Origin of the sequence: Serratia surfactantfaciens, assembly GCF_001642805.2 — a bacterium.
In the GTDB taxonomy this organism is placed as follows: domain Bacteria; phylum Pseudomonadota; class Gammaproteobacteria; order Enterobacterales; family Enterobacteriaceae; genus Serratia; species Serratia surfactantfaciens.
In genome coordinates, this window is sequence record NZ_CP016948.1 from 3,750,360 (window position 1) to 3,765,973 (window position 15,614).

The 15,614-nt window shown below is 61.6% G+C and carries 13 protein-coding genes; 8 read left to right on the forward strand and 5 right to left on the reverse strand.

Translation table 11 applies throughout. From position 1 onward, the window contains the following. Positions 1 to 23 precede the first annotated feature (23 nt). Together metC and ATE40_RS17600 are read left to right on the forward strand one after the other, a co-directional pair. Positions 24 to 1,220 carry a cystathionine beta-lyase gene (gene metC / locus ATE40_RS17595; RefSeq protein ID WP_019453042.1) on the forward strand — a complete coding sequence of 399 codons (1,197 nt, stop codon included), beginning with the start codon at positions 24 to 26 and terminating at the stop codon, positions 1,218 to 1,220. Positions 1,221 to 1,365: 145 nt separating this feature from the next. Continuing rightward, a complete protein-coding gene (locus ATE40_RS17600) occupies positions 1,366 to 2,028 on the forward strand; it encodes a DedA family protein (RefSeq protein WP_019453043.1) in 663 nt (220 codons plus the stop codon). 10 nt (positions 2,029 to 2,038) lie between these two features. Here the strand turns inward: ATE40_RS17600 and ATE40_RS17605 are convergent, their stop codons facing one another. Beyond that, positions 2,039 to 2,959, reverse strand: coding sequence for a LysR family transcriptional regulator (locus tag ATE40_RS17605; protein WP_063918736.1), 921 nt, complete (start codon positions 2,957 to 2,959; stop codon positions 2,039 to 2,041). Positions 2,960 to 3,067: 108 nt separating this feature from the next. On the opposite strand from ATE40_RS17605, the gene ATE40_RS17610 reads away from it, so the two are divergent. Beyond that, a complete protein-coding gene (locus ATE40_RS17610) occupies positions 3,068 to 4,096 on the forward strand; it encodes a zinc-dependent alcohol dehydrogenase family protein (protein WP_063918735.1) in 1,029 nt (342 codons plus the stop codon). A 19-nt stretch (positions 4,097 to 4,115) separates the two neighbouring features. On the opposite strand, the gene ATE40_RS17615 is transcribed toward ATE40_RS17610, so the two are convergent. Beyond that, positions 4,116 to 5,003 (reverse strand): AraC family transcriptional regulator, encoded by an 888-nt coding sequence (locus ATE40_RS17615; protein WP_232094201.1) that lies wholly within the window; start codon positions 5,001 to 5,003, stop codon positions 4,116 to 4,118. Positions 5,004 to 5,229: 226 nt separating this feature from the next. On the opposite strand from ATE40_RS17615, the gene yqhD reads away from it, so the two are divergent. The 3 genes from yqhD to ATE40_RS17630 all read left to right on the forward strand — a co-directional run bounded on the left by yqhD (position 5,230) and on the right by ATE40_RS17630 (position 8,230). Next, positions 5,230 to 6,393 (forward strand): alcohol dehydrogenase, encoded by a 1,164-nt coding sequence (gene yqhD / locus ATE40_RS17620; protein ID WP_063918734.1) that lies wholly within the window; start codon positions 5,230 to 5,232, stop codon positions 6,391 to 6,393. Between the two features lie 265 nt (positions 6,394 to 6,658). Then, on the forward strand, positions 6,659 to 7,483 hold the full coding sequence (gene dkgA, locus ATE40_RS17625) for a 2,5-didehydrogluconate reductase DkgA (protein WP_019453048.1): 825 nt from the start codon (positions 6,659 to 6,661) through the stop codon (positions 7,481 to 7,483). 141 nt (positions 7,484 to 7,624) lie between these two features. Then, positions 7,625 to 8,230, forward strand: coding sequence for a transglycosylase SLT domain-containing protein (locus ATE40_RS17630; protein WP_025160100.1), 606 nt, complete (start codon positions 7,625 to 7,627; stop codon positions 8,228 to 8,230). A gap of 66 nt (positions 8,231 to 8,296) precedes the next feature. On the opposite strand, the gene ATE40_RS17635 is transcribed toward ATE40_RS17630, so the two are convergent. Together ATE40_RS17635 and ATE40_RS17640 are read right to left on the reverse strand one after the other, a co-directional pair. After that, complete coding sequence (locus tag ATE40_RS17635) at positions 8,297 to 10,465, reverse strand: YgiQ family radical SAM protein (protein ID WP_019453050.1); 2,169 nt, start codon at positions 10,463 to 10,465, stop codon at positions 8,297 to 8,299. 80 nt (positions 10,466 to 10,545) lie between these two features. Further along, a complete protein-coding gene (locus ATE40_RS17640) occupies positions 10,546 to 11,280 on the reverse strand; it encodes a GntR family transcriptional regulator (RefSeq protein WP_063918733.1) in 735 nt (244 codons plus the stop codon). A 655-nt stretch (positions 11,281 to 11,935) separates the two neighbouring features. Here ATE40_RS17640 and ATE40_RS17645 point away from each other — a divergent pair. Then, positions 11,936 to 13,333, forward strand: coding sequence for a purine-cytosine permease family protein (locus ATE40_RS17645; RefSeq protein WP_019453052.1), 1,398 nt, complete (start codon positions 11,936 to 11,938; stop codon positions 13,331 to 13,333). Further along, positions 13,330 to 14,262 (forward strand): PfkB family carbohydrate kinase, encoded by a 933-nt coding sequence (locus ATE40_RS17650; protein ID WP_025160101.1) that lies wholly within the window; start codon positions 13,330 to 13,332, stop codon positions 14,260 to 14,262. Before ATE40_RS17645 ends, ATE40_RS17650 begins: the two co-directional genes overlap by 4 nt. A gap of 34 nt (positions 14,263 to 14,296) precedes the next feature. On the opposite strand, the gene ATE40_RS17655 is transcribed toward ATE40_RS17650, so the two are convergent. Next, positions 14,297 to 15,547: a nucleoside permease gene (locus ATE40_RS17655; RefSeq protein WP_063918754.1), complete on the reverse strand. Its 1,251-nt coding sequence runs from the start codon at positions 15,545 to 15,547 to the stop codon at positions 14,297 to 14,299. Positions 15,548 to 15,614: the final 67 nt, after the last annotated feature.

Genomic DNA, 15,614 nt, shown 5'->3' on the forward strand with positions numbered 1-15,614 from the left:
CAACCAGAGGTGAGCCAGGTACCATGACGTCAAAACACATCGAAACCACGCTGATCGGCGCCGGCCGCGGCAAACGCTACACCCAGGGCTCCGTCAATCCCGTTACGCAACGCGCCTCTTCCCTGGTCTTCGACTCCGTCGCCGCCAAAAAACACGCCACCGCACAGCGCGCCCACGGCGAGCTGTTTTATGGCCGACGCGGTACCCTGACCCACTTTGCGCTGCAGGATGCGATGGTGGAGCTTGAGGGCGGTGCCGGCTGCGTGCTGTACCCTTGCGGCGCGGCGGCGGTGGCCAATGCGATCCTGTCGTTCGTCGGCGCCGGCGATCACCTGCTGGTCACAGGCTCGGTGTACGAGCCGACCCAAGATTTCTGCACCCATATCCTCGGCCGCATGAACGTCAGCACCACCTATTTCGATCCGCTGATCGGCGCCGACATCGCCAATCTGATCCAACCCAATACTCGCGTGGTGTTCCTTGAGTCCCCCGGTTCCATCACCCTGGAAGTGCAGGATATCCCGGCCATGGTGCAGGCCATTCGCGCCGTGGCGCCGGACGTGGTGATCATGATCGACAACACCTGGGCGGCGGGCGTGCTGTTCAAGGCGCTGGATTTCGACATCGACATTTCTATTCAGGCCGGCACCAAGTACCTGATCGGCCATTCCGATTACATGCTCGGCACCGCCGTCGCCAACGCGCGCTGTTGGGACCAACTGCGCGAGTACTCCTATCTGATGGGGCAGATGGTGGATGCCGACACCGCCTACATGGCGAGCCGCGGCCTGCGCACCCTGAGCGTGCGGCTGAAACAGCACGAACGCAGCAGCATCGAGGTAGCCAACTGGCTGGCCGCGCGGCCGGAGGTGGCGACGGTCAATCATCCGGCCCTGCCGAGCTGCAAGGGCCACGAGTTCTACCGCCGCGACTTCAGCGGCTGCAACGGGCTGTTCTCTTTCGTGCTGAAGGAACGGCTGGACGATACGCAGTTGGCCGCTTACCTGGACAACTTCAGCCACTTCAGCATGGCCTACTCCTGGGGCGGCTTCGAGTCGCTGATCCTGGCCAACCAACCGGAAGAACTGGAAGCGATCCGCCCGGCGGGCGGCGTCGACTTCTCCGGCACGCTGGTGCGCTTACACATCGGCCTGGAGAACGTCGAAGACCTGATCGCCGATCTGGCGGCCGGTTTCGATCGCCTCAGCGGCGTGCGCTAAGGCGGATTCCGGTAATTTTCTTCGTCTCGTTTAATGTCGGCTTAAGCTATTAGCGGTACACTAACCGGGTAACTGTCAGATACGGTAACCGCCGCACCCTGGAGAACGTGACCCCGGGCGCAACCGGCATGCAACAGGACATAAAATGGATGTATTACGAGAGATTATTCATGCGCTTTGGCAGCAGGACTTTGTCGCCCTCGCCGATCCAAGCGTGATTTGGGTGGTTTACGCCGTGCTTTTCACCACCCTGTTTTTGGAAAACGGACTGCTGCCCGCCTCCTTCCTCCCCGGCGACAGCCTGCTGCTGCTGTCGGGTGCGCTGATCGCCAAAGGCGTGATGGGCTTTGCCCCCACTCTGCTGATTTTGACCGCCGCCGCCGGCCTCGGCTGCTGGCTGAGCTATATCCAGGGCCGCTGGCTGGGCCATACCAGCCTGGTAAAAGGCTGGCTGCTGCAGTTGCCGGCGCAATACCACCAGCGCGCGCACAGCCTGTTCAACCGCCATGGGCTGACGGCGCTGCTGATCGGCCGCTTCCTCGGTTTCGTGCGCACGCTGCTGCCAACCATGGCCGGCATCTCCGGGCTCAATAGCTCGCGCTTTCAGGTGTTTAACTGGCTGAGCGCGGCGATCTGGGTCTGTGCGCTGGTGGGCCTCGGCTACGCTTTCAGCCAAATCCCGCTGGTGAAACGCCACGAAAGTCAGGTGATGACCGGCTTGATGTTGCTGCCGCTGCTGCTGCTGTTTGTCGGCTTATTGGGCGCCATGTTGGTGATCTGGCGCAAGAAGCGCGCCGCCTCGTCTTAAGCCAGGCGCGTTATAGCGCCTTTTCGACCAGCGCCAGGCTGGGGGGCAACTTGCTCACCAGCGTATCCACCGCCAGCCGCACCTTCAGCGGCAGATGGGGCGTGTGCAGCCATACCGCATGCGCTTCAAAGGCCGCACCCGGCCGATCGCGCAGCAAACGCACCAACGCCCCGCTCAGCAGCTGTTCACGCACCAGCCAGCACGGCAGCCAGGCGATACCGAATCCTGCCGTCGCCGCATCCGCAATGGCCTGCAGGTCGTCCATCTGCAGCCGGTTGTTCGGCATCACCTCCTGCGGCTTGCCGCCTTCGTCCAGCACCCGCCAGCTGCGCCGCGCGCCGGCGCGCATGTAGGTCACCGCCTCATGCTGCGCCAACTGCTCGATGTTATGCGGTTCGCCGCGACGCTGCAGATAGGCCGGCGAGGCGCACAGCGCCATGCGGTGATCGCCGATACGCCGCGCCACCAAGCCGCTGCTGTTGGCCAGTGTACCGTTGCGAATCGCCATATCGAAACCGTCCTCAATCAGGTCCACCACCCGATCGCTGAACGACAGCTCCAACTCCAACCCAGGATGCTCGCGCGTCAGTTCGGTCAGCAGCGGCGCAATGCACATGCGGCCAAACAGCACCGGCATCGACACTCGCAGCCGGCCGCTGACCTGTCGTTTTCCCGACTCCAGCAGCGTTTCTGCGCCGCGGATCTCCTCCAGCGCCCGCAGGCAACGCTCGTAGAACAGCGCACCGTCGTCGGTCAGGCTCTGGCTGCGCGTGGTGCGATGAAACAGCCGCACCCCCAGCCGCTGCTCCAACCGGGCGATGGTTTTGCCGACCGCCGAACGCGAAAGATGCAGCCGGCTGGCCGCCACTGCAAAACTGCCCGCCTCCACGGCGATAACGAATACCGAAATGCCGCTCAACCGATCGCTCATGATTTGTCGCTCTGAAAGAAACAATCTGCGGAAATCTTATCGCCACTGGCGAACCTTTATCAACGATATTATCGGCAGGTCTGTTAATCGCTGACTTTGGAGAACATCATGACCAACACCATGCAACGCTGGACGATGAGCGCCCTGGGGCGTGAGCACCTGCAGCTGAGCGCAAGCGCCATCCCACAGCCGGGACCGCACGAAATCAGAGTGAAAGTGAAGGCTATCTCACTCAATTACCGTGACAAACTGATGATAGAAAGCGGCATGGGGCTCACGCTGCCGCAGCCGTTCACTCCCGCCTCGGACATGGCCGGCGAGGTCGATGCCATCGGTCCCGGCGTCAGCCGCTTTCAGCCCGGCGCGCGCGTCATTTCCACCTTCAGCCCCGGTTGGCTCGACGGCGAGCAAAAACCCTACGGCGATGCGCGCCGGGTGCCTTATCACACCCTCGGCGGTTTTTATCAGGGCGTGCTGGCGGAATACGTGATACTGCATGAAGATTGGCTGGTGGCGGCGCCGGCGTCGCTGGACGATGCCCAGGCCAGCACCTTGCCGTGCGCCGGGCTGACCGCCTGGTTCGCACTGGTGGAGCAAGGCAGACTGCGCGCCGGCGACTCGGTATTGGTACAAGGCACCGGCGGCGTGGCGCTGTTCGCGCTGCAGATCGCCAAAGCGCAGGGTGCCGAGGTGTACGTCACTTCCGGCAGCGACGAAAAATTGGCGCGCGCCAAGGCGCTGGGCGCCGACCACGGCATCAATCGTCTGCATGGCGACTGGGTGGAGAAGGTCTATCAGCTGACCCAGGATCGCGGCATCGACCATGTGGTGGATACCGTGGGCGGCACCAATCTCGGCAACTCGGTGCGCGCCGTGGCGGTGGGAGGACGTATCTCGGTAATCGGCATCCTGGAAGGCAGCGAAATCTCCGCCCCCGCCGGCCCATTGCTATTGAAATCCGCAGTGATTCAGGGCATCGGCGTCGGCCACCGCCGCGCGCTGGAAGACCTGGTGCGCGCCGTGGACGCCGTTAAACTGCAGCCGGTGATCGATCAGGTATACCGCTTAGATCAACTGCCCCAGGCGTTGGATCACCTCGATCGCGGGCCGTTCGGCAAGATCGTATTGACTCCATAACCCACCGCCCGGCGGCGACTCACCCCTCCAACAGCAGCGGGTTGGCGTCGCGCAGCCGGGCGACTTCGTCGCTCGGCGTCATGCCGAACAGCCGTTTGAACTCGCGGCTGAACTGCGACGCGCTTTCGTAGCCGACGCGGATCGCCGCGGTGCTGGCCTTCAGGCCGTCATGCACCATCAGCAGGCGCGCCTTGTGCAGCCGGTACGACTTCACATACTGCAGCGGCGAAGTGTTGGTCACCGCCTTGAAGTTGTGATGGAACGCCGACACGCTCATATTGACTTCGCCGGCCAGCTGCTCGACGTTGAGATTGTCAGCATACTGATTTTCTATGCGCCGCAGCGCCTTGGCGATCTGGCTGAAGTGGGTATGGCGATTCACCAGTTCCTGCAGCGAGGCGCCGCAGGCGCCGCGCAGCACATAGTAGAGAATCTCCCGTACGATCTGCGGCCCCAGCACCCGGGCGTCGAGCGGATTGGCCATCACGTCCAGCAGACGCTCGGTGGCGCACAGCAACTCTTCCGTCATTTCCGCCAGGTTCACCCCGTTGCTCTGGGCGCGCGGTTGCATCAGGTAGTCGTCGTCGCCGATGTCGATCAGCAAGTCCTGCAGCATTTGGGTATCGATATTGACCGCCAACCCAACCAGCGGCAGTTCCGGGCTGGCGAAGGTTTCGCATTCAAACGGCAGCGGCACCGTCATCAGCAGGTAGTTGCGCGGATCGTATTGGAACTTCTTATTGCCGCAATAACCGACCTTGTGCCCCTGAAAAACGATGACGATCCCCGGTTCATACATCACCGGCTGACGCGGACTGTGGCGATCGACATACAAAATCTTCACCCGCGGCACCGGCGACGGCGTGTAGCCATTGCCGCTGGCGATAGCCATCGCCTGGCGCGCCATGCGGCCGCGCAGCGCATCGATTTCAATCACGGAAACACCCTCTTACAGTCAGAACGATTCGGCATAAATAATAATTTAAAACTCTCTATTTCTACATCTACTTGTAGGAATAGGCAAGAACCAGACAGGAATATGCATTGTGCGTTGCCGCCCGGTTCCTGACAATACGGGCCAGACACCTTTGCGCCGCTTTGGCGCCCGCCTGACAGAAAGAGAGAAATTAGCCATGCAAAACTTCATTCTGCATACCCCAACCAAAATCCTGTTCGGCAAGGAGCAAATTGCCGACGTGGCCGGCCAGATCCCGGCGGACGCACGCATCCTGATCACCTACGGTGGCGGCAGCGTAAAGAAAAACGGCGTGTTGGATCAGGTGCATAGCGCGCTGGCCGGCCGCGACGTGCGGGAGTTCTCCGGCATCGAGCCTAACCCGACCTACGAAACGCTGATGAAAGCGGTCGAGGTGGTGAAAGCGGAAAACATCGATTTCCTGCTGGCGGTCGGCGGCGGTTCGGTGGTTGACGGCACCAAGTTCATCGCCGCCGCCGCCCGCTATACGGCCAGCAGCGACGCCTGGCACATTCTGCAAACCGTCGGCAGCCACATCACCGACGCGGTGCCGATGGGCTGCGTGCTGACACTGCCGGCCACCGGTTCAGAATCCAACAGCGGTGCCGTGATCACTCGTAAAAGCAGCGGCGACAAGCAGCACTTCTTCTCGCCGCTGGTGCAGCCGCGCTTCGCCGTGCTGGATCCGGTGGTGACCTACTCGCTGCCGCCGCGCCAGGTAGCCAATGGCGTGGTCGACGCCTTCGTACACACCCTGGAACAGTATTTGACCTACCCGGTCGATGCCAAGGTGCAGGATCGTTTCGCCGAAGGCCTGCTGCTGACCCTGCTGGAAGACGGCCCGCGCGCGCTGGCCGAGCCGGAAAACTATGCGGTGCGCGCCAACGTGATGTGGAGCGCCACCATGGCGCTGAACGGCCTGATCGGCGCCGGCGTGCCGCAGGACTGGGCGACTCACATGCTGGGCCACGAGCTGACCGCCATGCACGATCTCGACCATGCGCAAACGCTGGCCATCGTGCTGCCTGCGCTGCTGCACGAGAAGAAAGCGCAGAAGCGCGAAAAACTGCTGCAGTACGCTGAACGCGTCTGGGGCCTGCGCGAAGGCAGCGAAGAGAGCCGCATCGACGGCGCCATCGCCGCCACCCGCGCCTTCTTCGAACAAATGGGCGTGCCGACCCGCATGGCGGATTATGGGCTCGACGGCAGCAGCATTCCGGCGCTGCTCAACAAGCTGCATCAGCACGGCATGACCGCCTTAGGCGAGCACCAGGACATCACCCTGGACGTCAGCCGCCGCATTTACGAAGCAGCTCGTTGATCGCAAAACGGCGATTTTTTGCTAGGCTTTAGTCTCCGTCTGGCATCCTGCGCCCGGCCGATCGCCGGGCGCCTCAATGCGCCGCCGATCGTTTCGTACCACCCGTCTTACCGCTCATTCGCAGGGAGAGCGGGGAGAAAGTCGCCCTCCCGTCACCGCTGAAATTAGGCTGACAAACCCGGCAACCGCCCATTTTGCCAACTAGAATTTATCTATAGCCGTTTCGGCGCCGCAGGCGCCGCAATCCGTACACAAGGAGAAGCGCATGACAACGCAACAACCCATCATCAAACTCCACGATGGTAATCTGATGCCGCAGTTGGGTCTCGGCGTTTGGCAGGCGAGTATTGAAGAGACCACCCGCGCGGTGAGCAAAGCGCTGGAGATCGGTTACCGCTCCATCGATACCGCCGCGATCTACAAGAACGAGGAAGGCGTGGGCGCCGCGCTGCAGGCCAGCTCGCTGCCGCGCAGCGACCTGTTCATCACCACCAAGCTGTGGAACGACGATCAGGGCGATCCGCTGGCGGCGCTGGAAACCAGCCTGGAAAAACTCAAGCTGGACTATGTGGATCTGTATCTGATCCACTGGCCGCGCCCGCAGCAGGATCAATACGTCTCCGCCTGGCGCGAACTGATCAAGCTGCGCGATCAAGGCTTGGTGAAAAGCATCGGCGTGTGCAACTTCCATACGCCGCACCTGCAGCGCCTGCTGGATGAAACCAACGTAGCGCCGGTGGTCAATCAGATCGAACTGCACCCGCTGCTGCAACAGCGCCAGCTGCGCGCCTGGAACGCCACCCATCACATCGCCACCGAATCCTGGAGCCCGCTGGCGCAAGGCGGCGAAGGGGTGTTCGACCAGCCGCTGATCAAGGCGCTGGCCGAAAAATACGAGAAAACGCCGGCGCAGATCGTGGTGCGCTGGCACCTGGACAGCGGCCTCATCGTGATCCCGAAATCGGTCACGCCGTCGCGCATTCGCGAAAACTTCGAGGTGTTTGATTTCAAACTCGATAAGGACGAACTGGGCGAGATCGCCAAACTGGACGTCGGCAACCGCCTCGGGCCGGATCCGGATACCCTGTAATCCCTCCCCAAGCCCTCTTCGCCGAGGAGGGCTTTTCCTTTCCGCGCATTGCTCCCTTCCATTGCCTGACGTTATGATGACAACGCCGGAGACCCCGGCCGCCGGTTAACGCCGTTAAAAAACAGACAAGCACGGAGCACCATGAAACCCTCTTTCTCACACTGGTCACGGCTGGGCATGCTTTGCGTCATGCTGGTGCTGGCGGGCTGCGCCGGCAAGAAACAGCGCGTCAGCTACGATCGCCACGCCTTTGATGGCGCCATCAAAGACGCCGCCAGCGAATACGGCGTGGACGCCAAGCTGATCACCGCCATGATCCAGGTGGAGTCCGGCTTCAACCCCGCCGCCGTCAGCAAGTCCAATGCGATCGGCCTGATGCAGCTGAAAGCCGATACCGCCGGCTGCGACGCCTATCGCTACAAAGGGAAACGCGGCTGCCCGGACGACGATGACCTGCGGGATCCTGACACCAATATCGATCTCGGCGCCGCCTATCTGGCCATCTTGCAAAAACAACAGCTTAAAGGGATCGCCAATCCCGTCACGCTGCGCTACGCCACCATCATCGCCTATGTCAACGGCACCGGCGCACTGCTGCGCACCTTCTCCAGCAACCGTCAGCAGGCCATCGCGATGATTAACAACCTGTCGCCGGAAGCCTTTAACTGGCACGTGCGCAAATATCATCCCGCACCGCAGGCGCCGCGTCATTTGATGAAAGTGGAAGCCGCTTACGAACGGTTGTGATGAACCAAAGTAAATAAAAAGGAGAACCCGAGGGTTCTCCTTTTTGTTTGCGCGTGAGCCTGGCCGTTACGGCTTGGCCTTGCGAATCGGTTTGCGCGGCGGCCGGTTGGACGGCGTGCGCTGCCGATTGATGTCGGTGTGTTTGGTCAACGCCGGACGGGTATGGCGCTGCAGACGTTTCGCTTCGCGCTGCTCATCGATGCTCGGCGCCGGCACCAGGCAATCGCGACGGCTGCCGATCAGGTGCTTCAGCCCCATCTCTTCCAGCGCGGTGCGGATCAGCGCCCAGTTGGCCGGATCGTGGTAACGCAGCAGCGCCTTATGCAGACGACGCTGGCGATCGCCGCGCGGCACCACCACGTCTTCGCTCTTGTACCCCACCTTGCTCAGCGGGTTTTTGCCGCTGTAGTACATGGTGGTCGAGTTGGCCATCGGCGATGGATAGAAGTTCTGCACCTGATCGAGGCGGAAACGGTTCTTCTTCAGCCACAGCGCCAGGTTCACCATGTCTTCATCACGGGTGCCCGGATGCGAAGAGATGAAGTACGGGATCAGGTACTGCTCTTTGCCCGCCTGCTTCGAGTAGTGATCAAACAGCTGTTTGAAGCGATCGTAGCTGCCCATGCCCGGCTTCATCATTTTCGACAGCGGGCCTTCTTCGGTGTGCTCCGGCGCGATCTTCAGGTAGCCACCGACGTGGTGGGTCGCCAGCTCTTTGATATAGCGCGGATCTTCCACCGCCAGATCGTAACGCACCCCGGAGGCGATCAGGATCTTCTTGATGCCCTCCAGCGAACGCGCGCGGCGATACAGCTTGATGGTCGGCTCGTGGTTGGTATCCATGTAGGTGCAGATCTCCGGATACACGCACGAGGCGCGGCGGCAGGTCTGTTCGGCGCGCGGGTTGGTGCAGCGCAGCATATACATGTTGGCGGTCGGGCCGCCCAGATCGGAGATCACGCCGGTAAAGCCCGGCACCTTGTCGCGGATCTCTTCAATTTCGCGAATGATCGAATCTTCTGAACGGCTCTGGATGATGCGCCCTTCGTGCTCGGTGATCGAACAGAACGAACAGCCGCCGTAGCAGCCGCGCATGATGTTCACCGAGAAGCGGATCATGTCGTAGGCCGGAATGCGATCCTGACCATAGGACGGATGCGGCACGCGCTGATAAGGCAGGGCGAAGACACTGTCCATCTCCGGCGTGGTCAACGGGATCGCCGGCGGGTTGATCCACACATAGCGATCGCCGTGCTTTTGCATCAGCGCGCGGGCGCAGCCCGGGTTGGTTTCATGGTGCAAAATGCGCGAGGTGTGCGCATACAGCACCTTGTCGCCCTTCACTTTCTCGAAGGACGGCAGCAGCACGTAGGTCTTCTCCCACGGCTTCGGCTTGGCGGCGCGCACGGTGATCGGTTTGGCTTCCGGCTCTGCCGGCTTGGCGCCGTCGGCGCAAGGCAGGTCGTCGCCGTACGGGTTTGGGATAGGCTCAATGCGACCCGGCTTGTCGAGGCGGGTGGAATCCACGCCGCTCCAGCCCGGCAGCGCTTCTTTACGCATCACCGCAGTATTGCGGATATCGTGGATATCGCCGATCTTCTCGCCGGCGGCCAGGCGATGCGCCACTTCCACCAGCGGGCGTTCGCCGTTGCCGTAGATCAGCATGTCGGCCTTGGAATCCACCAGCACCGAGCGGCGCACGGTATCCGACCAGTAATCGTAGTGGGCGATGCGACGCAGGCTGGCTTCGATGCCGCCCAGCACGATCGGCACGTCTTTGTATGCTTCTTTACAGCGCTGGCTGTAGACCAGGGTCGCGCGATCCGGGCGCTTGCCGCTGACGTTGCCGGCGGTGTAGGCGTCGTCATGGCGCAGTTTGCGATCGGCGGTGTAGCGGTTGATCATCGAGTCCATGTTGCCGGCGGTGATGCCGAAGAACAGGTTCGGTTTGCCCAGCCGCATGAAATCTTCTTTGTTGCTCCAGTCCGGCTGCGCGATGATGCCGACGCGGAAGCCCTGCGCTTCCAGCATGCGGCCGATGATCGCCATGCCGAAGCTCGGGTGATCGACATAGGCGTCGCCGCTGATGATGATCACGTCGCAGCTGTCCCAGCCCAGTTGATCCATCTCTGCCCGCGTCATCGGTAAAAACGGCGCGGTGCCAAAACATTCGGCCCAATAGGGCTTATAGGAAAACAGTTCACGATCGGGTTGGATCAGGCTGGTGGTGCTCATTCTGCCGCTCTTTTTACAGGTTAATTAATCGCCGGGCGGCGATTATACGCACTAGTGACAAAAAGAGCATGGTTATTTCGCTAACCGTTCACTTCGAATTCATATACGTCGCTGCGGCACAAAATATCGCTGAACTCCAGCGCCTCCCCCTTGGCGTTACGGCTGGTCTGAGTGATATGCAACAGCGGTGCGCCGCACGGCACGTTCAGCAGTTCGGCGACCTCGTCGCTGCAGGACACCGCCTTCAGCAAAAAGTGTTTATCCTCAGGCACGATGCCGCGCGATTGCCATAACGCATACAGCGAGTGCTCCAGCTGCGCCGGCTCAGGCAGGAAGCGCGGCGGGATATAGGTGGTTTCCAGCGATACCGGGCTGCCGTTCAACAAGCGTAGACGCCGCAGCTTGACCACCTCATCCCCTTCCGTTAACCCCAGCGCCGCCGCGGCCTTGGCCGGCGCGCCGACCCGTGTACGCAGCAGCCAGCAGTTGCTGACGCTGCTGCCGTGACGCAGCGCCTGCGCGGTGAAGCCGCTGTCCTTATCGAGGGAATAGCCGATACGCATCGCCACGCGGGTGCCAACGCCCTGCTGCCGCGAAATCAATCCCTTCTCCTCCAGCAGTTTCATCGCTTTGCTGACGGTGACGCGCGACAGCGTCAAGCCCTCAGCCAGTTGCCGTTCCGCCGGCAAAAACGCCTCAGCCGCCAACACCTGCTGCCTGATCGCGGTTTCTATCGCCGTCGCCAGCTGAATATAGCGCGGCGCCGCCGTTCCCTGCGCCAGATGTTCACGCAACCAGGCCATAAAATCCGTCATTCGCCAACCCTCTTGTCTCGCCATTTGTCCCTGGTTCGCCGTTATCCTATCGCCGGTTCGGCGACAAAGCCCTTCACCATAACTAAAATATCGCTAATGTTTTCAGAGTGACATCACAATTTTTGCTCAATGGACTTTCATTGGATCTAGATCGCGCGTAATCTGTGCTTATTGATGTTGATACATCAATCGCACCAACACCAGGGACCCACTTTAAAAACAATAAAAAACCCGCTGCCGCGCCTAAAGGATACCCTTGATGGTCGGCAGCGGGTATATACTGTCAGCATAAACGCCCTATAATAAGCAACGGAGCTAATGGATAGCTTGCTCACTGCTCATAGCCATATCACAGGATCCCTTTGCGGCGGGCGACACGGATCGATGTCGGCATATAGAAACGTTCCCGCTTCGCCCCCCCGCTGCAGACCCACTCTTTGACTACACTCATTGGCGCCGTGCGGCCGACGTGCCTCACCCGAAAAGACGGGCATCGCCCTCACTTTGACAGACCTGGCGGCATCAGCCGCTATACACTGCGCGGTATCGACACCTGTCCCGACCGCGGGATAGCCAGTGTCAACCGCGCCAACGGAATCGATTTTCAGTCAACTGCGGCGGCCCTCGCGGCCCTGCGCAACAGGGATCATTTGCTATGACCGATATCAATCGCAATGAAGCATGGAAGGTAGAGAGCACCGGTATCGACCGGGTGCCTGACGCGGAGCAAACCGGTAAGCCCATCGAGCTGTTTTGGATCTGGTCGGCAGCCAATATCGGCATTCTCGGCGTGGTGTACGGCGCCATCATCGTCGGCTTCGGCTTGTCATTCCTGCAATCGGTACTCGCCGCACTGGTCGGCGTCGCCAGTTTCGTGCTGGTCGGCCTCACCAGCTTCGCCGGCAAGCGCGGGCGCACCTCTACGTTGACGCTCTCGCGGGTGATTTTCGGCCTGAAGGGCAACGTGGCGCCGACCCTGTTCAGTTGGATCAATCTGATGGGTTGGGAAGCGGTCAACGTGATCACCGGCACCCTGACGCTGGCGGCGCTGTTCGAGGCCTTCGGGCTCGGAACCAGCCACCTGCTGACCGCGCTCAGCCTGCTGCTGTTCGGCGGGCTCACTATCGTTGTCAGCCTGCTGGGGCAAAATACCGTGGTCTGGATGCAAAGCTGGTTCAGCCGCATCTTCGGCACCATGACGCTGATCGTGGTGCTGTATATCCTGTTCAATACCGAGTGGAGCCAGGTGCTGGCGCTGCCTTCCGGCAGTTGGTTGACCGGCTTCCTGCCTGCGGTCTCGGTGATCGCCGCCGGCACCGGCATCAGTTGGGCGATCGCCGGAGCCGATTACAGCCGCTATCAAAGCCCGAACTCCTCGAGCAAAAGCATTTTCGCCGCAGTGATGGGCGGTGCCTGCTTGCCGCTGATGCTGCTGATGCTGGCCGGCATCCTGCTTTCCGTGCAGTTGCCCGATCTGGCCAGCGCCGCCAACCCCATCGCACTGATTGGCTCGGTGTTGCCCGCCTGGATGGCCATTCCTTATCTGCTGGCCGCCACCGCCGGCATCGTCACCATCGCGGTGCTCAGCCTGTATTCCGCCAGCCTTAACCTGCTGACCATCGGCGTGCAGGTCAAACAGTGGTTGGCGGTGTCGATCGACGCCGTAGTGGTGTTGGGCATCGCGCTGTATGTGCTGTTCATCTCCGGCGACTTTATGGGGCCGTTCATCTCCTTCCTGGTGTTCTGCGGCGTATTCCTGGCGGCCTGGGAGGCGATTTTCCTGCTCGATTACCTGTGCCTGCGCCGCCGCCACGGGTATGATGGCAACGCTTTGTACGGCCTGCATGGCCAGAACCGCGGCGTGCGCAAAGCCCCGCTGTTCTGCTGGTTCCTCGGCGCCCTGTGCGGCCTGCTGGTCACCAAAACCGGTTTTATCGACGGCCCGCTGGCCAAAGGCTTGTTCGCCGATTCCAGCCTGGGGCTGTTTGTGTCGTTTGCGGTTAGTCTGATCGCTTACGGTCTGTACCTGACCCAACGCAGAGAACATCAATGAGTGAGTGGGAAGCTGTAACACCTGTCCTGGTGATTGGGGGCGCGGTCGGCGATCTGGTGATGACGCTGCCGCGCCTGCCGACCAGCGGCGAAGATATCGAAGCCCAGCCGCAGGCGCGGCAAATCGGCGGCTGCGCGTTCAACGTGGCGCGCGCGCTGGTGCACCTCGAGGCGCCGGTGATCAACGGCATGCCGGTCGGCAACGGCGAATGGGGCGCGGCGATCGAAGCCGCCATGGGCGAGCTCGGGCTGGAGGTGCTGTTGCGCCACGGCCAGATGGACAACGGCTGGTGCCTGGCGCTGGTGGAACCGAACGGCGAACGCACCTTCATCACGGTTTCCGGTTGTGAAAGCCAGTGGAATAAAGCGCAGCTGGCCACGCTGCCGCTGGCGGAGCACACTCTGATCTACGCCAGCGGTTACGAACTGGCGGGCGAAAGCGGCGAGGCGCTGCGCGAGTGGCTGACGCGTATGCCGTTCGACCAACCGCGCCTGATCGATCCCGGCCCGCGCATCGCTCAGCTCAGCGAAGATTTCTTCGCCATGCTCAGCGACAGCCACACCCTGTTGACGCTCAACCGCGACGAGGTGGCCACGCTGTGCGGCGCCGGTGACGCCGTGGAAGCCGCGCAGCGCTATGCCGCCGCGCGTAATCTGACGCTGATTTGCCGCCTGGATCGCGACGGCGCATGGATCTGCGATGGCCGCACGCCGCCGCTGCACGTTCCCGCCTATCCGGTGGACGTGGTCGATACCATCGGCGCGGGCGATGCCCACTGCGCCGGTTTGCTGGCGGGCCTGTCCGCCGGCTGGCCGCTGCCGCAGGCGGTCGATTTGGCCAACCGAGTCGCCGCCTGCGTGGTGGCCAGCCTCGGCGCAGCCAATCCGCCGAGCCGGCAGCAACTGCAACAGCGCTTCCCTCAGGCCTGACGTTGCCGGGCGCAGCCAGGCTGCGCCCTCTGCCTCACTGCGCCGCCGCCGCGTTCTCCTGCGGCTGGTGGCGGTAGTTGAAGCTCAACGCGAAGACGATCCCCAGCACCAGCGTATACAGCGCAAACACCAGCCAGATGCTCTGCCAGTCTTTCACGCCGTCATGGCTGAAGAAGTCCACCACCTCGCCGCTGGCGAGCGCCCCCAGATAGGCGCCCAAACCGTTGACCATGGTCATGAACAGCCCCTGCGCGCTGGCGCGGATACGGTGATCGGCCTCCTTCTCGACGAAAATGGCGCCGGAAATATTGAAGAAGTCGAACGCACAGCCGTAGACGATCATCGACAGCAGCAGCAGCACGAAACCAAAGCCGACCGGCGTGCCATAGGCCAGGAACAGGAAGCGCAGCGTCCAGGCCGCCATGCTGATCAACATGACCTGCTTGATGCCGTAACGGCGCAGGAAGAAGGGAATGGTGAGGATAAAGAACACTTCGGAGATCTGCGACAGCGACAGCAGCACCGCCGGATACCGGACGCTGAGGCTGTCCTGATACAGCGGATTGAGCGACAGATCGTGCAGGAACGGATTGCCGAAGGTATTGGTTATCTGCAGCGCCGCGCCAAGCAACATGGCGAACAGGAAAAACAGCGCCATGCGCCGCTGGCGGAACAGCACCAGCGCATCCAATCCCAGCACGCTGACCCAGCTCTTCGACTCGGCCGCGCGGTTGGTCGGGCAGCGCGGCAACGTCAGCGAGTAGGCGGACAGCAGCAGCGAGGCCGCAGATGCCAGATACAGCTGCAGGTTGCTGAGCTCGATTTGGCTGAAACCGACCAGCCACATCGCCAGAATGAATCCCACCGTGCCGTACACCCGCACCGGCGGAAAGTCCTTCACCGTGTCAAAGCCGTGTTTCTCCAGGCAGAAATAGGAAATGGCGTTGGAGAGCGCGATGGTCGGCATATAGACCATGGCGTTGAACAGCATCACCCAGAACATCAGCATCGGTTGTTCAACCTGCGCCGCACAGTACAGCGCCAGCGCCCCGAGCAGGTGGCAAAGCGCATACAGGTAGTTGGCCTTCATCCACCGGTCGGCGATGATGCCCGCCAGCCCCGGCATGACCAGCGCCGCGATGCCCTTGGCGCTGTAAACCATCCCCACCTGCATGCCGCTGAAATGCAGCGTGTTGATCATGTAGGAGCCCAGCGTCACCAGCCAGGCACCCCAGATAAAGAACTGCAGGAAAATCATTAACTTCAATCGTGTTTTTATCGCCATCGCCATCACCTTGTTATTATGCTTTCAACGATGATTGGTGCGGCGGGCCCCCTGCAGCCCGCCGCCG